This is a genomic window from Mesorhizobium sp. ISC15 (assembly GCF_037162615.1).
Taxonomy (GTDB): domain Bacteria; phylum Pseudomonadota; class Alphaproteobacteria; order Rhizobiales; family Rhizobiaceae; genus Mesorhizobium; species Mesorhizobium mediterraneum.
On the sequence record NZ_JAVSPX010000001.1, the window covers coordinates 4,902,836 to 4,922,031 of the forward strand.

At 63.4% G+C, this 19,196-nt stretch carries 13 protein-coding genes; 8 read left to right on the top strand and 5 right to left on the bottom strand.

Features of this window, described 5'->3' with window-relative positions:
• Positions 1-75: 75 nt before the first annotated feature.
• From RPG13_RS23560 to RPG13_RS23575, 4 genes are all read right to left on the bottom strand, one after another.
• Positions 76-1,443: an FAD-binding oxidoreductase gene (locus tag RPG13_RS23560; protein ID WP_337126118.1), complete on the bottom strand. Its 1,368-nt coding sequence runs from the start codon at positions 1,441-1,443 to the stop codon at positions 76-78.
• Between the two features lie 2 nt (positions 1,444-1,445).
• Positions 1,446-2,879 carry a UbiA family prenyltransferase gene (locus tag RPG13_RS23565; protein ID WP_095486760.1) on the bottom strand — a complete coding sequence of 478 codons (1,434 nt, stop codon included), beginning with the start codon at positions 2,877-2,879 and terminating at the stop codon, positions 1,446-1,448.
• 268 nt (positions 2,880-3,147) lie between these two features.
• Positions 3,148-3,411, bottom strand: coding sequence for a hypothetical protein (locus RPG13_RS23570; protein WP_095486721.1), 264 nt, complete (start codon positions 3,409-3,411; stop codon positions 3,148-3,150).
• Between the two features lie 168 nt (positions 3,412-3,579).
• Complete coding sequence (locus tag RPG13_RS23575; protein WP_095486722.1) at positions 3,580-6,069, bottom strand: mechanosensitive ion channel family protein; 2,490 nt, start codon at positions 6,067-6,069, stop codon at positions 3,580-3,582.
• A 220-nt stretch (positions 6,070-6,289) separates the two neighbouring features.
• Here RPG13_RS23575 and RPG13_RS23580 point away from each other — a divergent pair, with 220 nt between their 5' ends.
• From RPG13_RS23580 to RPG13_RS23595, 4 genes are read left to right on the top strand one after another with little or no spacing between them, the layout of a single operon-like run.
• On the top strand, positions 6,290-7,549 hold the full coding sequence (locus RPG13_RS23580; protein WP_095486723.1) for a sarcosine oxidase subunit beta: 1,260 nt from the start codon (positions 6,290-6,292) through the stop codon (positions 7,547-7,549).
• 11 nt (positions 7,550-7,560) lie between these two features.
• Entirely contained in the window at positions 7,561-7,857 is a 297-nt protein-coding gene (locus RPG13_RS23585) for a sarcosine oxidase subunit delta (RefSeq protein ID WP_095486724.1), read from the top strand.
• Positions 7,854-10,847: a sarcosine oxidase subunit alpha gene (locus RPG13_RS23590; protein ID WP_337126119.1), complete on the top strand. Its 2,994-nt coding sequence runs from the start codon at positions 7,854-7,856 to the stop codon at positions 10,845-10,847. Before RPG13_RS23585 ends, RPG13_RS23590 begins: the two co-directional genes overlap by 4 nt.
• A complete protein-coding gene (locus RPG13_RS23595) occupies positions 10,840-11,442 on the top strand; it encodes a sarcosine oxidase subunit gamma (RefSeq protein WP_126106093.1) in 603 nt (200 codons plus the stop codon). Before RPG13_RS23590 ends, RPG13_RS23595 begins: the two co-directional genes overlap by 8 nt.
• A gap of 52 nt (positions 11,443-11,494) precedes the next feature.
• Here the strand turns inward: RPG13_RS23595 and RPG13_RS23600 are convergent, their stop codons facing one another.
• The gene (locus RPG13_RS23600) at positions 11,495-12,199 is read right to left on the bottom strand and encodes a nitroreductase (protein ID WP_095486727.1); all 705 of its coding nucleotides are present in this window, start codon (positions 12,197-12,199) and stop codon (positions 11,495-11,497) included.
• Between the two features lie 297 nt (positions 12,200-12,496).
• On the opposite strand from RPG13_RS23600, the gene RPG13_RS23605 reads away from it, so the two are divergent.
• Genes RPG13_RS23605 through RPG13_RS23620 form a run of 4 tightly spaced genes read left to right on the top strand, consistent with a single transcriptional unit; the run spans position 12,497 to position 19,195 of the window.
• Positions 12,497-13,084 carry a helix-turn-helix domain-containing protein gene (locus tag RPG13_RS23605; RefSeq protein WP_337126121.1) on the top strand — a complete coding sequence of 196 codons (588 nt, stop codon included), beginning with the start codon at positions 12,497-12,499 and terminating at the stop codon, positions 13,082-13,084.
• A gap of 20 nt (positions 13,085-13,104) precedes the next feature.
• Positions 13,105-15,558 (top strand): GcvT family protein, encoded by a 2,454-nt coding sequence (locus RPG13_RS23610; RefSeq protein WP_095486729.1) that lies wholly within the window; start codon positions 13,105-13,107, stop codon positions 15,556-15,558.
• The gene (locus RPG13_RS23615; RefSeq protein WP_095486730.1) at positions 15,558-16,739 is read left to right on the top strand and encodes a pyridoxal phosphate-dependent aminotransferase; all 1,182 of its coding nucleotides are present in this window, start codon (positions 15,558-15,560) and stop codon (positions 16,737-16,739) included. Before RPG13_RS23610 ends, RPG13_RS23615 begins: the two co-directional genes overlap by 1 nt.
• Complete coding sequence (locus RPG13_RS23620; RefSeq protein WP_337126124.1) at positions 16,736-19,195, top strand: GcvT family protein; 2,460 nt, start codon at positions 16,736-16,738, stop codon at positions 19,193-19,195. Before RPG13_RS23615 ends, RPG13_RS23620 begins: the two co-directional genes overlap by 4 nt.
• Position 19,196 lies beyond the last annotated feature (1 nt).

Here is a 19,196-nt window from a genome sequence, read left to right on the forward strand (position 1 = left end):
AAAAACCTGCAAACATTTCGTGAAGCACAGGAAAACTCGAAGAAAGCTTTACCTTATCGTTCCATTAACCATGAACTATTCGAATCTTATCGAATCCTCGGCTTCGGCGGGGTCGCGTCGAGCGTCGAGCCTTTTCGCCGTTCGCGCCCAGAAGCTCGACATGAAGGCGGGGTCGCGGATGGCTTCGAGGCGCTGCCATTCCGGAAAGGACGCGGCGAAAACGTCAACGCCCATTCGGGCGTCCTTGTAAGGATTGACCGCGCCACCGGCGTCGACTGTGATTTGGTCGAGCTCCTTCAGCAGCGCCAGTGTCGCCCGGCCACGGTTGGGAAAATCCAGCGTCAGCGTGAAACCCGGCCGCGGGAACGACAGCAGTGCCGGCGAGCGGATCGGGCCGAAGCGCTTCAGGACCGTGAGGAACGAGCCCTGCCTGGCCCGTTTTGCCGCCGCGAGCAGCGCCGGCACCGCCCGGCGCGCGACGTCTTCCGGCACCACGCTCTGGTGCTGGAAAAGACCGTTCGGTCCGTAGAGCCGGTTCCAGTTGCCGACGCCGTCGAGCGGAAAGAAAAAACCCTGATAGCCGACGCGGCGCGGCGCCGTAGACCGGCCTTTCTTCCACCGGTAAGCGGCGTTGAAGGCAGTCAGGAACGGCCGGTTGAGCACGTTGAATGGCGGCTGGAACGGCACCGAAAGATTCCCGCCTGCACGCAAGGCCACATGGGAGCCATGCTCGGCGTGATTGCCGGTGAACAGCAGCCCGCGCCCACGGCCGTGGCCGCCGGCAAGCTGGTCAATCCAGGCCACGACGTATTCGTTGGCCTGGTCGGCCGCTTCGGCAAGCTCGAAGAATTCGCCGAGGTCGCGGAACGGCGTCGTCGTCTCGACGATGTCGAGCGATGGCACCCGCATCAGCCGGATCGATGCCGACAGGATCAGTCCGGTCAGCCCCATGCCGCCGATCGTTGCGGCAAACAGGCGTGCGTTGTCGGTGGCCGAGCAGTAGTAGGTCCGTCCATCCGATCTGAGCAGCGTGAAGGATTCGACATGGCAGCCGAAGGTGCCGCGCCGGTGATGGTTCTTGCCGTGAACATCATTGGCGATGGCGCCGCCGAGCGTGACGAACTGCGTGCCAGGAACGACGGCCGGAAAGAATCCGTAGGGCGCCGCATGGGCGATGATGTCGGGCAGAAGCACGCCGGCCTCGGCCTCCATCACGCCGGTCTCGGCATTAAAGGCGCGGATGCGATTCAGCGGCCGCATGTCGACGACCTTGCCAGCCTCGTTCTGGCAGGAATCGCCATAGGAGCGGCCGTTGCCATAGGCGAGCAAGGCGTTTCTTGTCGCCTTGCCGCTCTTCAGCAACGCAACAGCGTCGTCCGCCGGGATCACATCGAGTGCCGGCGGCGTGGCAAGGCCGAAGCTCTGAAAACGCTGCTTCGCCACGCCTACCAGCCTCCGGCGACCAGAAACACGGCGCCGATGAGCACGACGATCTGGCTGCGCCAGTCGCGAATGATGAAGACGACCGGATCGTCGTGCATCTCGTCGCGGCGGGCGAGTATCCAGACGCGCATGGTCAGATAGAGCACGATCGGGGCCAGCGGCCAGACCAGCCAGGGGTGCGGATAGAGTTCGCGCACCGCAACGCTGTCCATATAGAGGGCCAGCACCAGTGCCGAGGAAAAGGCCGAGGCCATGCCCGCCTGGGCGACGATCTCCTGGTCTTCGGTGCGGTAGCCGCGGCCGGCAATGCGCTCGCCGGCTGGAATGGCGGTCGTGCGCAGCTCAACGAAACGCTTCACCAGCGCCAGCGACAGAAAAAAGAAGATCGAGAAGGCCAGCAGCCAGAACGAGACGTCGACGCCGGTCGCCGCGGCGCCCGCCAGAACGCGGATCGTGTAGAGACCGGCCAACGTCAGCACGTCGATCAGGAGCATGCGCTTGAACGACAGCGAATAGGCGGTGGTGACAATGATGTAGCCGCCGAGAACGCCGAGGAATCCGATCGGCAGCAGAAGCCCTGCTCCAACACCTATTGCAAGCAGCACCGCCATCGAACCGAGGCCGAACGGGATCGACAGCGCGCCGCTGGCGAATGGCCGGCTGCGCTTGGTCAGATGTTTGCGGTCGAGCGCGAGATCGAAGAAATCGTTGAGGATGTAGATGGCGGAAGCGACCGCGCTGAACGAGACGAATGCCAGCAAGCATTCCCAGATCATGTCGGCGTTGAAGTATTCGTGCGACAGCACCATCGGCACCGCGATCAGCGAGTTCTTCAGCCACTGATGAACACGCAGCATCTTGACGATGGTCCTGAATGTCGGCTTCGGCGCCGGCATCATTTCGGCACTGTGCGCGGCCTGCCAGCGCGCAGCATGGCGGTCGGGCGCGACGACGATTGCCGTGCGCGCGGCGTCGAATACGCTAAGGTCGTGCCGGCTGTTTCCGGCATAGTCGAAGCCGCCATCGCCATAGGCGGCGACAAGCGAAGCGCGCTTTCTGCCTGCAGTCATGTTGTAGGGGCCATCGGTCGCCAGGACGCGATCGAATATCCCGAGATGCGCGGCGATCGCCTCGGCGAATTTGCGTGGCGTGCCGGTCGCCAGCACGATCTGGCGGCCCTCGCCATGTTCAATGCGAAGGCGCTGAAGCAGCGTCTCGCGATAAGGCAGCGATGCAGGGTCGATCTCGACGCGTTGAGCGATGGCCTGCTTCAACTGCGCCGGCCCGCCGGCAAGCCAAAACGGCACGAGGAAGATATAGAGCGGATTCTTCTTGAGAAGGATGAACAGCCCTTCCCACAACAGGTCCGTCGCGATCAGCGTGCCGTCGAGATCGACCGCAAGCGGAATTGCGTTCCTGTCCGACCGCGCATCCATTTTCGTTGCCCTGCCTGAAAGCGCATGACCCCGAAAACCGATTTTTTCGGAAAGGATCATGCGCCGATCCAAAACCAGCGCCGTGCTTCGGCGTCTTCGGCTCGATATAGCGGGGAACAGCGCAGCGAACGTTAAAACGCCCAGCCTGGCTTGGCTTGCATGACGGAATTTCGCTCTTCATCGTTAAGCATCGATGACCCGAAACGATAAAAAGGCCGGGCATTTTCCCGGCCTTCGAAAGCAAGCAGTCAACGTTACTTCATGCGGGTTACTTGATACGGGCGACCCCGCCTGAGATTTCGATCGTTTCCGAGCCGGTCAGCGCCTCGAGGTCGCCATTCGGCATGGTAACGAAACACCCGCTCGGGCAGAATTCCGCGGTTTCGCCGGCGGCCAGCGCCAGCTCCGTTTTGCCACCGCCTTCGGTCACGACCAGCGTGCGGGTCTCGGCGTCCTTGTTGGTCGCGCTGGCGGCGAAGGCTGAACCGCCCACGGCAAGAAAAGCGATGGCGGCGACGAGAGACTTCCACATTTGCAATATCGGTGTTTCCACCGCCTCTGTTGCATTTCGCAAGGCATTCTCGCCCTTTGCATGTGAGCTTATATGAGATGCAAGCTGAACGGCAACTGAATGCCGCATTCATGCCGCATTTGGTTCTCGCTGCGCCGAGAGCTGGCATCAGCTGAATCTTGATAGATCCTAATCGGGATCCGGCTTGCGGATCTTGCGCCCGGATTTGGCCAGGCGTTTCGCCTCGGCCACGGCTTCCGCCTTCGCTTGCTCCTGTTCGGCAAAATCGACTTCGATCTTGTCGTCGTCGATCGGCCACGCCTCATGCTTCTTGGTCTCTACGACGGCGCGCGGCGCCGATGGAATTTCGATATGTTGGTCGGCGAACACATCGAGGACGGCAAACCGGATGTCGTTCTGCACGACGTTGCCGTTCATCACGTCCGCCAGGAACACGCGGATTTCGAATTCGAGAGCGGCCGGCCCGAAATTGGTGAACAGCACGAAGGGTTCGGGATTCTTCAGCACCAGCGGATGGCCACGCGCGATCTCCAAAAGCGCAGCATGGGCCTGTTTTACGTCGCTGCCGTAGGCGACGCCGACCTTGATGTCGATGCGACCGAGCTTGTTCCGGTGCGTCCAGTTGCCGACGGCATTGTTGATCAGGTTTGAATTGGGCAGGATCACCGACTGCCGCTGGAACGTCTCGATCTCGGTAGCGCGCACGCTGATCTTCTTGACCGTGCCGCTGATGTCACCGGCGACGATCCAGTCACCGACCTTGAATGGCCGCTCCGCCAAAAGGATCAGGCCGGAGACGAAGTTGGAGACGACGTTCTGCAGGCCAAAGCCGATACCGAGGGACAGGGCGCCGGCGACAAGCGCCAGGTTGGAGAGATCGATGCCAGCCGCCGAGACGCCGACGAGCGCTGCGAGCGCGACGCCGGCATAGCCGACCGCCAACCGGATCGAGTTGCGCACGCCGGTATCGACCTTGCCGCGCGCCATCACCGAGCCGTCGAGCCAGCCCTGGAACCAGCGCGTCAGGAAATAGCCGATGATGAAGACAACGATGCCGCTCAGGATGCCGGTCAACGAGATCGTCACCGAGCCGATGGTCAGGCCCGTCGCCAGCTTGTAGCCCCAGGCCTGGATGTCGCCGGGCTGGAAGCCCCACATCAGCAGGATCAGCGGCAGGAATACCAGCACGATCATGACATTGATGGCGACGCTGACGACCAGGCCGAGCTGGTCGAGCGCGGACTCCTCATAGCTGGAATTGACCGACAGCCAGCGCCCGATCGACGTGTTGGCAAAGCCGCCTTCCTCGCTGATCGCCCGCGCCGACAGGAAGCCGATATAGGCGGTGACCAGTATGGTGCCGGTGACCACGACCTGCAGCGAGACGAAGATGGCAAGGCCGATATAGCCGAGCAGCGCCGCGGCGACGGTGAAAAGGCCTAGCGCGAAGGCGGTGTACCGCAGCCACGCCGGCCAGGGCCGCCAGCGTCCGTCGGTGGCCTTGAACGGTTTCAGCAGCCCCATCAGGATCAGGATGACGCCAACGATGATGGTGGCGACAAAACTTCTGGCGATGGTCAGCGACAGCGGCGAGCCCATCTTGTCATTGACGACCGACAGGAAATTATTGATGCCGATAACCACCGCCATGGCCGTCGTCAGCCGCACCAGCCAGCGTGCCGGGCCGGTTTCAACGGGTATGAGCCGCCAGTTCGGCAGCCGCGGCTCCAGCGCCGCATTGGTCAGCCGGTTGACGCAGAACACCACCGCTATGACGGCGACCAGCGCATTCAGGAATACACCGATATCGCCGCGCAACACGTTGTAGTAGTTGAAAAAGAACACGGTCGAGACCAGGAAGACGCCGACCGCCAGCGTCGGCAGCAATGTCGACCAGAACGCCACCGACAGCCGGCTGAGATAGGAGGGGTCCTCAACGGAAGGGTCCGCTTCGAAGACACGCCCGAACAGACGCCGCCCACCGACAAAAAGCACTGCAGCCAGCGAAAGCGCCATCAAGGTCGCAGCCAGCACGGCCTGGAATTTGAACTTGAAGGCGAAGGTCAGCCAGGACGATACCGCCTTGTAAAAATTGGCGTATTCGTCCTGCGCATCGGAGAAGACCTCCGGGCTCAGTGCATCGGACAGCACATAACGTTTGGTGAGCACATTCCGAAACAGCTCGCTGCGCATGGTGCTAATCTTGTCGATCAGTCCGCTGATGCGGATCGACAGGTTCTGCGCGCTGGCGATGACGGCATTGATCTCCGCCTTTTCGGCGGCCAGTGCCCCGCGCTCGCTGGTGACGATCTCGGGTTCCTGTGGCTGACCCTCGGCCGGCGGCGCGCCCAGCACCTCGATACGGTTGTTGATGTCGGCAAGACGCGAACGAAATGCCAGCGCACTGGTCAACGCTGCCCGCGAAATATCCTCCAGTTGCAGCCGGATATCGACGAGGCCCGCGTCCTCCTCGGCCTCCTGCGGTATCTTTTTCTCGAGATCGTCGGTTTTGGCGGTCAGGTCCTGGATCGCCTTCATCTGCTCTGCGATCAGCGCGGCGGCGCCTTGGCCGATGGCCTGCGCCATCGCGTCGGAAGACGGCGGCGCCAAGACGAAAAGCGCAAGGATCAGAACCAGGCGGAGCAAACGAAAGAACATGATGTTTCCGGCGACTCGCGGACGGCAAAAGGCGGTTTCAAAAGCCCGTCCTTGATAAAGACGCTCATATCAAGGAGCAAGCCGTCGCGGGCGGCTCGTTTTCGGAGTCGGCCAGTCGAAAAGCGATGGCGCAATATTGGCTTTGCGGCAGCGGCCTGCTCTATAGTGTGCCGCATCGCCCAAAACGGATGACAAAAAGCCAGAACGGATAACAATAAGAATGGCGGAATATTCGGCCTTCTCGCTTCTCAAAAACGCGCTGACCGGCAACAAGGACTGGAAGCCGGCCTGGCGCAAGCCGGATCCGAAGGCATCCTACGACGTGATTGTCATCGGCGGCGGCGGCCACGGCCTGTCGACCGCCTATTATCTCGCCAAGGAGCACGGCATCACCAATGTCGCGGTGCTGGAGAAGGGCTGGCTCGGCTCCGGCAATGTCGGCCGCAACACGACGGCCGTTCGCTCCAACTACCTGCTGCCTGCCAACACCCGCTTCTACGAACATTCGATGAAGCTGTGGGAGAACCTGTCGCACGACCTCAACTACAACGTCATGTTCTCGCAGCGCGGCTGCCTGAACCTGGCGCACACGCCTGCCCAGCTTGACGATCTTGCGCGACGCGGCAACGCCATGCGCCATCTCGGCGTCGACGCCGAACTGATGACCACGGCGGAGATCGCACGCCTGATACCGGCGCTGGACGTCTCGGGCGCGGCTCGCTTCCCGGTCGTCGGCGGGCTGATGCAACCGCGCGCCGGCACCGCCCGCCACGATGCCGTCGCCTGGGGCTATGCGCGCGGCGCCGACCGTCGCGGCGTCGACATCATCGAAAATTGCGAGGTCACCGGTTTCCTGCGTGATGGCGACCGCGTCACCGGCGTCTCGACCTCGCGTGGTGAGATCCGCGCCAAGAAGGTGGCGGTCGCGGTGGCCGGCAGCACCGGACGGGTCATGCAGCTTGCCGGCATCGAGACGATGCCGATCGAGAGCCATGTGCTGCAGGCCTTCGTGACGGAATCGCTGAAGCCATTCGTCAATACCGTCCTCACCTTCGGCATGGGCCATTTCTACATGTCCCAATCGGACAAGGGCGGCCTTGTCTATGGCGGCGATCTCGACGGCTACAACAGCTACGCCCAGCGCGGCAGTTTGCCTATTGTCGACGAGGTGATGAGCGAGATGCTGGCGCTGTTTCCGGGGCTTGCGCGCGTGCGCATGCTGCGCTCCTGGGGCGGCGTCTGCGACATGTCGATGGACGGCTCGCCGATCATCACCACCGGCCCGCTGCCGGGCATGTATCTCAACTGCGGCTGGTGCTACGGCGGCTTCAAGGCGACGCCGGCGTCTGGCTGGTGCTTTGCCTGGACCATCGCCAAGGACGAGCCGCACGACTTCAACGCGCCCTTCACGCTCGACCGCTTCCATCGCGGCATGGTGATCGACGACAAGGGCCAGGGCGCGACGCCGCGGCTGCATTAGGTAAGACGAAAATGCTGATCACTTGCCCCTATTGCGGCCCGCGCGATGTCATCGAGTTCACCTACCAGGGCGACGGCAACCGCGAGCGCCCTCAGCCCGCGTCGCAGAATCTCGACGCCTGGAACGCCTATGTTTACGATCGGTTGAATCCGGCGGGTGACCACAACGAGATCTGGCAGCATTCCGGCGGCTGCCGCGCCCATCTCAAGGTCGTGCGCAACACGCTGACACACGATATCTCCAGCGTCGCCTTCGCGCGCGGCGACCACAAAGCCGCTGCGCGCCACAAGGCGGAGGGCAAGGCATGAGCCCACGCCGCACGGATGCCGGTGGTCGGATCGACCGGCTGCGAACCATCCGGTTCACCTTCGATGGCGCGCCTTACACCGGCCATGCCGGCGACACGCTTGCCTCGGCGCTGCTGGCCAATGGCGTCACCTTGTTCGGGCGCTCGTTCAAATATCACCGCCCGCGCGGCGTGCTGACATCAGGCGTCGAGGAGCCGAACGCCCTGGTGACGGTGCTGCGGGGCGAGGTTCGCGAGCCCAATATTGCCGCGACCATGGTCGAGATCTATGACGGGCTGACCGTTGTCAGCCAGAACCGCTTTCCATCGCTGTCCTGGGATGTCAGCGCCGTCAATCAGCTCGGCGGCAAGCTTCTGTCCGCCGGCTTCTATTACAAGACCTTCATGGGACCCGCGATCGGCCCGCTGAAGAGCACGCGTTTCTGGATGTTCTGCGAGCATTTCATCCGCCGGGCCGCCGGTCTCGGCCGCGCCGGGACTGCTCCCGACACGGCGCGTTATGAGCGCATGAACGCTTTCTGCGATGTGCTGGTGGTCGGCTCAGGTCCGGCCGGGCTGATGGCCGCCAGGGCAGCCGCCGATCAGGGCGCGCGTGTCATCCTCAGCGAGCTCGAACCGCATTTCGGCGGCTCGGCCAACTGGTCAGGCGAGACGATCGACGGCATGCCCGGGGCGGACTGGGCAGCGCGAGCCGCCGGCCAGCTCGAAGGCTATGACAATGTCCGCCTGCTGCCGCGCACCACGGTCTGGGGCTATTACGACGGCAACACGCTCGCTGCGCTTGAACGGGTCACCGACCATAAGGAGAGACCAGGCAAGGGCGAACCGCGCCATCGCTACTGGACCATTCGCGCCAAATCGGTGGTGCTGGCCACCGGCTCCTTCGAGCGGCCGCTGGTGTTTCCGGGCAACGACCGGCCGGGTGTGATGCTGGCGCATGCCGCCGAGCGCTACGCCAACGAGTACGGCGTGCTGCCGGGCAACAGGATCGCAATCTTCACCAACAATGACAGCGCCTATCGCTCCGCTCTTGCGCTGAAGAATGCCGGCGCGGCCATCGTCGCCATCGTCGACGTGCGGCCGGAGCTTTCGAGCGAGATGCGCGAGCTCGCCGATGAAGCGGAAGCCAAGATTCTTGCCGGTCACGCCGTGGTCGCCACCGAAGGCGGCAAGGCGCTGTCCGGCATCAAGGTGCAGCGCTTCGACATGGTCAACGGCGCGCTTGCCGGCGATCCGCGCAGCATTCAAGCCGACTGCCTGCTGATGTCGGGAGGCTGGTCGCCGACCATCCATCTGGCCAGTCAGGCCGGCGCTAAGGCGGAATGGAATGCCGCCAGGCAAGCCTTCCTGCCACCGAAGCCAACCCAGCAATGGATTGGCGCCGGCGCTTTCACCGGCAGCTTCTCCACCGCCGAGGCCATCGCCGAAGGTCGCGCGGCCGGGCTTTCGGCGGCCGGCGGGACCGGCGCACCAACGGCCTTGCCGGTCGTCGAAGCAGCACCCGGCGATCCCGACCCGGCGCCTGTGTTCGAGATCAAGGCCGATGGAAAAAGCTTCGTCGATTTCCAGCACGACGTGACCGCGGAGGATGTGCGGCTGGCGCATCGCGAAGGCTTTGTCTCGGTCGAGCACCTGAAACGCTACACCACGCTCGGCATGGCGACCGACCAGGGCAAGAACTCCAACATACCCGGCCTCGCCATCATGGCCGAAGCGCTGGGCAAGCCGATCCCGGAAGTCGGCACGACACGCTTCCGCCCGCCCTTTTCCGCGGTGTCTATCGGCTCGCTCGCCGCAGAACGCTTCGGCGACCTGAGGCCAGAGCGGCTGACGCCGATGCATGACTGGCACGTCGCCAATGGCGCAACCATGTATTCGGCCGGCCTCTGGTATCGCCCGATGATTTATGGCCATCCCGGCGAGACGATCGAGCAGGCCTATGTGCGCGAAGCCAGGGCGACGCGCGAGAGCGCCGGCATCGTCGATGTCTCGACACTGGGCAAGATCGCCGTGCAGGGTCCGGACGCAGCGGAATTCCTCGATCGGGTCTACACCAACATGTTCTCGACGCTGGCCGTCGGCAAGGCCCGCTACGGGCTGATGCTGCGCGAGGACGGCCTCGCTTTCGACGACGGCACGACGTGGCGGCTCGGGGATCAGGACTTCCTGATGACCACCACCACGGCCAATGCCGGCAAGGTGATGCAGCATCTGGAGTATTTCCTTGACGTTATCTGGCCGGAGCTGAAGGTCCACGTCACCTCGGTGACCGACGAATGGGCGGGTGCCGCCATCGGCGGACCAAAGGCGCGAGCCATTCTTGCCGCTTGCATCACTGGCACCGCCGTCGACAACGCCACGCTGCCTTTCATGGGCATCGTGCACGGCAAGATATCAGGCGTGCCGGTGATGATCTGCCGGCTGTCTTTCTCCGGCGAAATGGCCTTCGAAGTTTACTCCGGCGCCGGGTACGGCACCCATGTCTGGGAAGCGTTGATCGAAGCCGGCAAGCCGTTCGGACTGGTGACTTACGGGCTCGAGGCGCTGGGCACGATGCGCATCGAGAAAGGCCACGTCACCGGCGCCGAGATCGACGGCCGAACCACGGCGCGCGACCTGCATCTCGACTGGATGCTGTCCAAGAAAAAGCCCTTCATCGGCTCGGCGATGATGGATCGCGAGGGGCTGATCGCTCCCGGCCGGCTGGAACTCGTCGGTCTGATTTCGCTGGACAACCAACCGCTCAACGGCGGCGCGCACATCGTCGAGGCGCTTGACGAAGCCAATCCGCACGATTCCATCGGCCACATCACCGCTTGCTGTTATTCGCCGGCGTTCGGCAAATACATCGCGCTCGCTATGGTCAAGGACGGCAAGGCACGGCGCGGCACGCGCGCCCATATCTCCGATCCCCTGCGCAACCGGTTCGGCCCGGTCGAGATCGTCTCCAACCACTTCTTTGATCCGGACGGGAGCCGCATGCATGGTTGAGCGCCAATCACCGCTTGAGCTGGCACCGCTTGAGCCGGAACTGCGCACCGGCTCGCACGGCGATTTCGAACACGGCATCGATGTCATCCTCTCCGAAACCAGGCCGGGATCGATCCTGCAGCTCGCTGCCTGGCCGGGCCAGGAGAAGAAGTTGATATCAGGCATCCGCACCGTTACCGGCCTTGCTCTGCCCGATGGCGCCGGCGCCGGCAGCACCGACGGCGTGAGGTCGGTGTTCGGCTTCGCGCCGGGAAAATTCACAGTGGTCGACGAGGCCGAAGGCCTGGCATCAGCCTTTGCCAATGTCGTCACCCCGGCGATCGGCACGGTGACCGACCTGTCGCACGGCCGCACCGCGATCCGCATCGCCGGACCAAAGGCCGAATGGGTGCTGGCAAAACTCTTCGCCATCGACTTCGCGCTGCCGGCCTTCCCGGTCGGCGCCGGCCGCTCGACCATGCATCATGACGTCTTCGCGCAGATCCAGCGCACCGGCGCCGACCAGTTCGACATCTATGTGTTCCGCTCGTTTGCGCGCTCGTTCTGGAAGGCGCTCTGCCATGCCAGCGAGGAAGTCGGCTACGAGGTGCAGTAGACCGAGGCGGCGCGTCGTCACCTCACTTGGCGCCACCTCATTTGGCGCCACCTCATTTGGCGAATGTCACCCACTCTTCCAGCGGCGCGCGGTCGGTGCGGAACTCGTTTTCGGGCTTGGATCTGTCCTCATGGCCGAGCGCCATGCCGCAGACGACGATCTCCTCGTCGGGGATATTAAGCACCGGCCTGATCTGCTTGTGATACGGTGCAAAGGCCGCCTGCGGACAGGTGTGCAGGCCCCTGCCCCGCGCCGCCACCATGATGTTCTGCAGGAACATGCCGTAATCGATCCACGAGCCCTTGTTCAGCCGCCGGTCGACCGTGAAAATCATGCCGACCGGTGCGTCGAAGAAGACGAAGTTGCGGTCGTGCTGCGCACGCATCCTGTCCACCTCGCGCCGGCCGATGCCGAGCGCGCCGTAGAGGCCGAAGCCATTCGCGCGCCGCCGGGTGAGATACGGTTCGAAGAACTGGTCGGGGTAATAGCGATATTCGTCCCAGTCGGCCTTTTCGGCGCGGATGCCGGAATTGAGGATGGCGTCGGTGATCCGCTGCTTGACCTCGCCCTTGGTGACGTAGACCCGCCAGGGCTGCATGTTGGTGCCCGAAGGTGCACGCGCGGCGACAGAGAGAATGGCGCGGATCGTCTCGTCATCGACCATCTCGGGCAGGAAGGCCCGCACAGAACGGCGTGACGTGATCGCCTCGTCGACGATCGCCGCATCCTTGGCAATCCGGGTGTTGTTTTCCAGCATGGGCCGTCCCTTTACGCGTAATCCCTAAACCGGAATCGATTCCGGAAAGATCATGCGCCGTCCAGAAAATGGGAGAGCACCATTGCGGGTCCAATTGACGCGTGGCGCTCTATCGTAAGCGTCGACCGGGCGCCCTCAATCGCCGTTCGTGGCCGAGCCTTTGCCTGAACCGCCAAAATGGCGCAAGCAAATCTTGTGGCCTCATGAAAATCGTCTTGATTTTTTCACGAACTTGACCTCTCATGAAATTTCCCCCAAATTTTTCACCAAGGGGAATTTTTCAGTAAGAGAAATGGCTTGACCTCAACCGCCGTCAGATCGGAGCAGGAAAACCGCGAACGGCTGCTGGCCGGCGATATCAGGGCGCTGCGCAGGGCGCGCGGGCTGACGCTTGCCGAGATCGGCCTGAAGCTCGGCCGCTCCGTCGGCTGGGTCAGTCAGGTCGAGCGCGGCCTGTCGATACCCTTGCTCAGCGATCTCAGGGCCTTCGCGGAATTGTTCGGCGTGCCGGTCAGCCTGTTCTTCAGTCACGACGTGCCCGTCGAGAACGAGCGCGGCGTGGTCGTGCGCGCCGGCAGCCGCCGCACGCTTGGCACAAGCGATTCCGGCCTGGTGGAGGAGCTTCTTTCGCCTGATCTCGGCGGTAGCTTCGAGATGCTGCGTTCGGTCTTCGCGCCGGGTGCGGAGCTGAAGACCGAGGCGCGCCGGCCGACGGAGGAAGCCGGATATGTCGCTTCCGGCAGCTTCGACATCGAGATATCAGGCGTCTGGCACCGGCTTGGTGAGGGCGACTCCTTTCGCTTCGACGGCAAGCCGTTCCGCTGGCGCAATCCTGGAGCGGAGCCGGCTGTCGTCATCTGGGTGGTTTCGCCACCTGTCTACTGAATATAGGTCTGGAGAAAAACATGGCGGGTTTGCCGACCACGGCACGTGTGGTGATCATCGGAGGCGGTGTCGTCGGCGCCTCCTCGCTCTACCATCTCGCCAAGGCGGGCTGGACCGACTGCGTGCTCCTGGAGAAGAACGAGCTCACCTCCGGCTCGACCTGGCATGCGGCCGGCAATGTGCCGACCTTCTCCTCGTCGTGGTCGCTGATGAACATGCAGCGCTATTCGACGGAGCTTTATCGCGGGCTGGCCGATGCGGTCGGCTATCCCATGAACTACCACGTCACCGGCTCGCTCAGGCTGGCTCATACGGTCGAACGCATGCAGGAGTTCCAGCGCGCCAAGGGCATGGGCCGCTATCAGGGCATGGACATCGACGTGGTCGGGCTCGACGAAATCAAGCGCCGCTATCCATTCATCGAAACGCATGAGCTGAAGGGCGCGCTCTACGATCCGAGCGACGGCGACATCGATCCGGCGCAGCTGACCCAGGCGCTGGCCAAGGGCGCCCGCGACATGGGAGCGAAGATCATCCGCTTCTGTCCGGTCACCGGCGTGCGCCGCGAGAAGGACGAGTGGGTGGTTGTAACAGCGCAGGGCGAGATCCGCTGCGAGATCGTCGTCAACGCCGCCGGCTACCGCGCGGCCGAAGTCGGCAAGATGTTCGGCCGCGACGTGCCGATGATGGTGATGAGCCATCAATATATCCTGTTCGAGGAAATCCCCGAACTGGCCGCATGGTCGAAGGAGCAAGGCAAGAAACTGCCGCTGCTGCGCGATGTCGACACCTCCTATTATCTGCGCCAGGAAAAGAACGGCATGAATCTCGGCCCCTATGAGCGCAATTGCCGTGCGCATTGGGTCGGCCACAACGACCCCATGCCCGATGATTTTTCGTTCCAGCTGTTCCCCGACGATCTCGACCGGCTGGAGGACTATCTGGCCGATGCCGTCGCCCGCGTGCCTATCCTCGGCACCGCCGGCCTGTCAAAAGTCATCAACGGCCCGATCCCCTACGCGCCGGACGGCAACCCGCTGATCGGCCCGATGCCCGGCGTGCCCAACGCCTTCGAGGCCTGCGTCTTCACTTTCGGCATCGCCCAGGGCGGCGGCGCCGGCAAGGTGCTGGCCGAATGGGTGACTGAGGGCCAGACCGAGTGGGACATGTGGTCCTGCGATCCGCGTCGCTTCACCAGCTTTGCCTCGGCCCCGGATTACTGCATCGCCAAGGGCATGGAGATCTACGGCAACGAATACGCCATCCAATTCCCGCGCCATGCCTGGCCGGCTGGACGCGACCGTAAACTGTCGCCGATCCACGATCGCATCAAGGCGCTCGGCGCCTGCTTCGACGCCTATAATGGCTGGGAGCGCGCCACCTGGTACGCGCAAGCCGGCGACGACGTCTCGGAAGCCGCGACGCTGACCTTCCGCCGCTACGGGCCCTGGCAGCATCGCGTCCGCGAAGAGTGCCTCGCCGTGCGCGACGCCGCCGGCATTTTGGACCTGCCTGGTTTCTCCCGCTTCAACCTCGACGGCCTTGGCGCTGCCGAATGGCTGAGCCAGCAAGTCACCGGGCTGGTGCCGAAACCCGGCCGCATCGGCCTCGTCTATTTTGCCGACGACAAGGGCCGCATCGTCACCGAAATGTCTGTGGTGCGTCACGATGAGAACCTGATGACGCTGATCACCGCCGCGGTGGCGCAGTGGCACGATTTCGAGTGGCTGAAATCACGCATGCCGAAGCATGCGACATTCAAGCTGATCGATCGCACAGAGGAATATTTCACGCAGATCCTCGCCGGACCCAACTCGCGAAAAATCCTCGCCGATATCTGCGCCGCCGACCTTGCTCTGCCCTGGCTGACGCATCAGGAAACGACAATCGCAGGCCGCTGGGCGAGGCTACTGCGTGTGTCCTTCGCCGGCGAACTCGGCTGGGAAATCCACACCAAGATCGACGACACCGCCGCGATCTTCGATGCCGTCTGGGCGGCCGGGCAGAAGCATGGCCTGAAGCCGTTCGGCATGTACGCGCTGGATTCGCTTCGGCTCGAAAAAGGCTACCGCGCCTGGAAGGGCGATCTGTCGACCGACTATTCGATCCTGCAGGGCGGGCTGGAGCGCTTCGTCAAATGGGACAAGCCGGATTTCCGCGGCAAGGCAGCGTTGCAAAATGAGAAGCAGCAGGGTGTCAAGAAACGCTTCGTCACGCTGACCGTCGAAAATCCCGGCGACTGCGATGCGCCCACCATGTCGACGCTGTGGCATGACGGCGAGATCGTTGGCGAGACAACATCCGGCGGCTGGGGTCATCGCATCGACAAATCGATCGCGCTCGGCATGCTGCGCGCCGACCTCACCGAGCCGGGAACCACGGTCGAGGTTGAAATCTTTGGCGAGCGCTTCACGGCGGTCGTACAGAACGACAAGCCGCTGTGGGATCCGAAGAACGAGAGGCTAAGAGCATAATGCCCAGACCATCATCGCGTATTTCCGGCATCGTGCCTTCCGGCAAGGATGGCTGGGAGGTTCATTCCGCTGCCTGGGCACGCAAGGAGGCCGGCGAGGACATCATCATGCTGTCGGTCGGCGACCATGATTTCGATGCGCCGGGCCAAACCATCGAAGCCTGCGTGACAGCGGTTCGCGCCAGCAACCACCACTACACCCCGCTTCCCGGCATTCCGCGCCTGCGCAAGGCGATGGCGGCAGCCTCGACCGCCTGCACCGGCGTCCCAACCAGCCCCGACCAGGTCATCGCCACGCAGGGTGGACAGGCTGCACTCTACGCTGCCGTGCAGGCCGTGCTCGACCAGGGCGACCACGCCATCGTGGTCGCGCCCTATTACGCCACCTATCCAAACACCTTCAGTGCGGCGGGCGCGGAATTCACTGTCGTCGAGACGCCGGCCGAGGATGGTTTCCAACCCCGCGCGGACATGATCCGCGCCGCCCTTCGCCCGAACACGCGGGCCATCCTCATCAACACACCGAACAATCCGACCGGCGCCGTCTATTCGCGGCAGCATCTTGAAGAGCTGGCGCAGATCTGCCGCGAGCATGACCTCTGGCTGCTGTCGGACGAGGTCTACTGGACGCTGGGTGGTGGCGAGCATATCTCGCCCCGCGCCCTGCCCGGCATGGCCGAGCGCACGCTCGTCATCAACTCGATGTCCAAGAGCCATGGCATGACCGGCTGGCGCATGGGCTGGCTGACCGGCCCCGAAACGATGATCTCGCTGCTGATCAACCTCAATCTGGTGACGACCTATGGTTTGCCGGCCTTCATCAGCCTCGCTTGCGCCGAGGCGCTGGAAAACGGCTACGGCGTCACGGAGATTGCCGAACGCTATGCTGCAAGGCGCAGCGTCGTCCTCGATGCCATGCGCGGCATGAACAACGTCACCGTGCGCGGTTCCGAAGGCGGCATGTATGTCATGCTCGACATATCGGCTCTCGAGCCCGACGACGAGAAGTTCGCCTGGGCTCTCCTCGACAAGGAAAAGGTCGGCGTGATGCCCGGCTCAAGCTTCGGCGAGGCGGCCGCCGGCCATATTCGCGTCAGCCTCTGCCAGCCCGAGGCGGTGCTTTTGGAAGCAGCCCTTCGCTTGCGCCGTTTTGCTTCCAGCTATCGCCGTGAGGCTGCATGAGCGCCCTGCCCGCCAAAACCATTCCTCCCAAAGCAAGGGCTGTCATTATCGGCGGCGGTGTCTCCGGCTGCTCGGTCGCCTACCATCTGGCCAAGCTCGGCTGGACCGATATCGTGCTGCTCGAACGAAAGCAGCTGACATCGGGCACGACATGGCACGCCGCCGGCCTGATCGGCCAGTTGCGCGGCTCGCAGAACATGACGCGGCTGGCGAAATATTCGGCCGACCTCTACGTCAAGCTGGAAGCCGAGACCGATGTCGGCACCGGCATGCGCCAGGTCGGCTCGATCACCGTGGCGCTGACCGAGGAGCGCAAGCACGAGATCTATAGGCAGGCGTCTCTCGCCCGCGCCTTCGACGTCGACGTGCGCGAGATTTCGCCTGGTGAAGTCAAGGAGATGTATCCGCATCTCAACATTTCCGACGTGGTCGGCGCCGTGCATCTGCCGCTCGACGGCCAGTGCGATCCCGCCAACATCGCCATGGCGCTGGCCAAGGGCGCGCGCCAGCGCGGTGCGACCATCGTCGAGAACGTGAAGGTCACCAAGGTCCACACTAGGGCCGGCCGCGTCACCGGCGTTTCCTGGGCGCAAGGCGACGAGCAAGGCATGATCGAGGCCGATGTCGTCGTCAACTGCGCCGGCATGTGGGCGCGCGAGCTCGGGCGCCAGAACGGCGTCACCATCCCGCTGCATGCCTGCGAGCATTTTTATCTCGTCACCGAGCCGATCCCCGGCCTCACCCGGCTGCCGGTGCTGCGCGTGCCGGACGAATGCGCCTACTACAAGGAAGATGCCGGCAAGATGATGCTCGGTGCCTTCGAGCCGGTAGCCAAGCCTTGGGGCATGGATGGCATCCGTGAGGATTTCTGCTTCGACCAGTTGCCCGAGGATTTCGAGCATTTCGAGCCGATCCTCGAAATGGGCGTCAACCGCATGCCGATGCTGGCCAGCGCCGGCATCCACACCTTCTTCAACGGTCCCGAGAGTTTTACGCCCGACGATCGCTACTATCTCGGCGAGGCGCCGGAGCTTTCCGGCTATTGGATGGCGACCGGCTATAATTCCATCGGCATCGTCTCCTCCGGCGGCGCCGGCATGGCCCTGGCGCAATGGATCAACGATGGCGAGGCACCCTTCGATCTGTGGGAGGTCGATATCCGCCGCGCCCAGCCGTTCCAGAAGAACCGCCGTTACCTCAGAGAGCGCGTCTGCGAGACGCTCGGCCTGCTCTACGCCGACCATTTCCCGTACCGCCAGATGGCGACTTCACGGAACGTGAGACGCTCTCCCCTACACGAACATCTGAAGGCGCGCGGCGCGGTGTTCGGCGAAGTCGCCGGCTGGGAACGCGCCAACTGGTTCGCCCGCGAAGGCCAGGAGCACGAATACCGCTATTCCTGGAAGCGGCAGAACTGGTTCGACAACCAGCGCGAGGAACATCTGGCGGTCCGAAACGGCGTCGGCCTGTTCGACATGACCTCGTTCGGCAAGATCCGTGTCGAGGGCCGCGACGCCTGTGCATTGCTGCAGAAGCTTTGCGCCAACGACATGGACGTGGCGCCGGGCAAGATCATCTACACCCAGATGCTCAACCAGCGCGGCGGCATCGAGAGCGACCTCACCGTCTCGCGGCTGTCGGAAACGGCGTACTTCCTCGTCGTGCCCGGCGCGACGCTGCAGCGCGACCTGGCCTGGCTGCGCAAGCACCTCACCGATGAATTCGTCGTCATCACCGATGTGACCGCTGCAGAAGCCGTTCTCTGCCTGATGGGGCCGGACTCGCGAAAATTGATTCAAAAGCTGAGCCCGAACGATTTCTCCAACGAAACCAATCCATTCGGCACGTTTCAGGAGATTGAAATCGGCATGGGACTGGCCCGTGCTCACCGCGTCACCTATGTCGGCGAGCTCGGCTGGGAGCTTTATGTCTCGACCGACCAGGCCGCCCATGTCTTCGAGGCAATAGCTGAGGCTGGCGCCGACGTCGGCCTAAAACTCTGCGGTCTGCACACCCTGGATTCCTGCCGCATCGAAAAGGCCTTCCGGCATTTCGGCCACGACATCACCGACGAAGACAATGTGCTGGAGGCGGGCCTCGGCTTCGCGGTGAAGGCCGGCAAAGGAGATTTTCTCGGCCGCGATGCCGTGCTGAGGAAGAAAGAGACCGGATTGAACCGGCGCCTGGTGCAGTTCCGCCTGAGAGACCCTGAGCCGCTGCTCTTCCACAATGAGGCGATCCTGCGCGACGGCAAGATTGTCGGCCCGGTCACCTCGGGAAATTACGGCCACCATCTCGGCGGCGCCGTTGGGCTCGGCTACGTGCCTTGCCAGGGCGAGAGCGAGGCGGATGTGCTGTCGTCGTCCTACGAGATCGAGATCGCCGGCGAGCGCTTCGCCGCCGAAGTGTCGCTGAAGCCGATGTACGATCCGAAAGCGGAACGAGTGCGGATGTAGC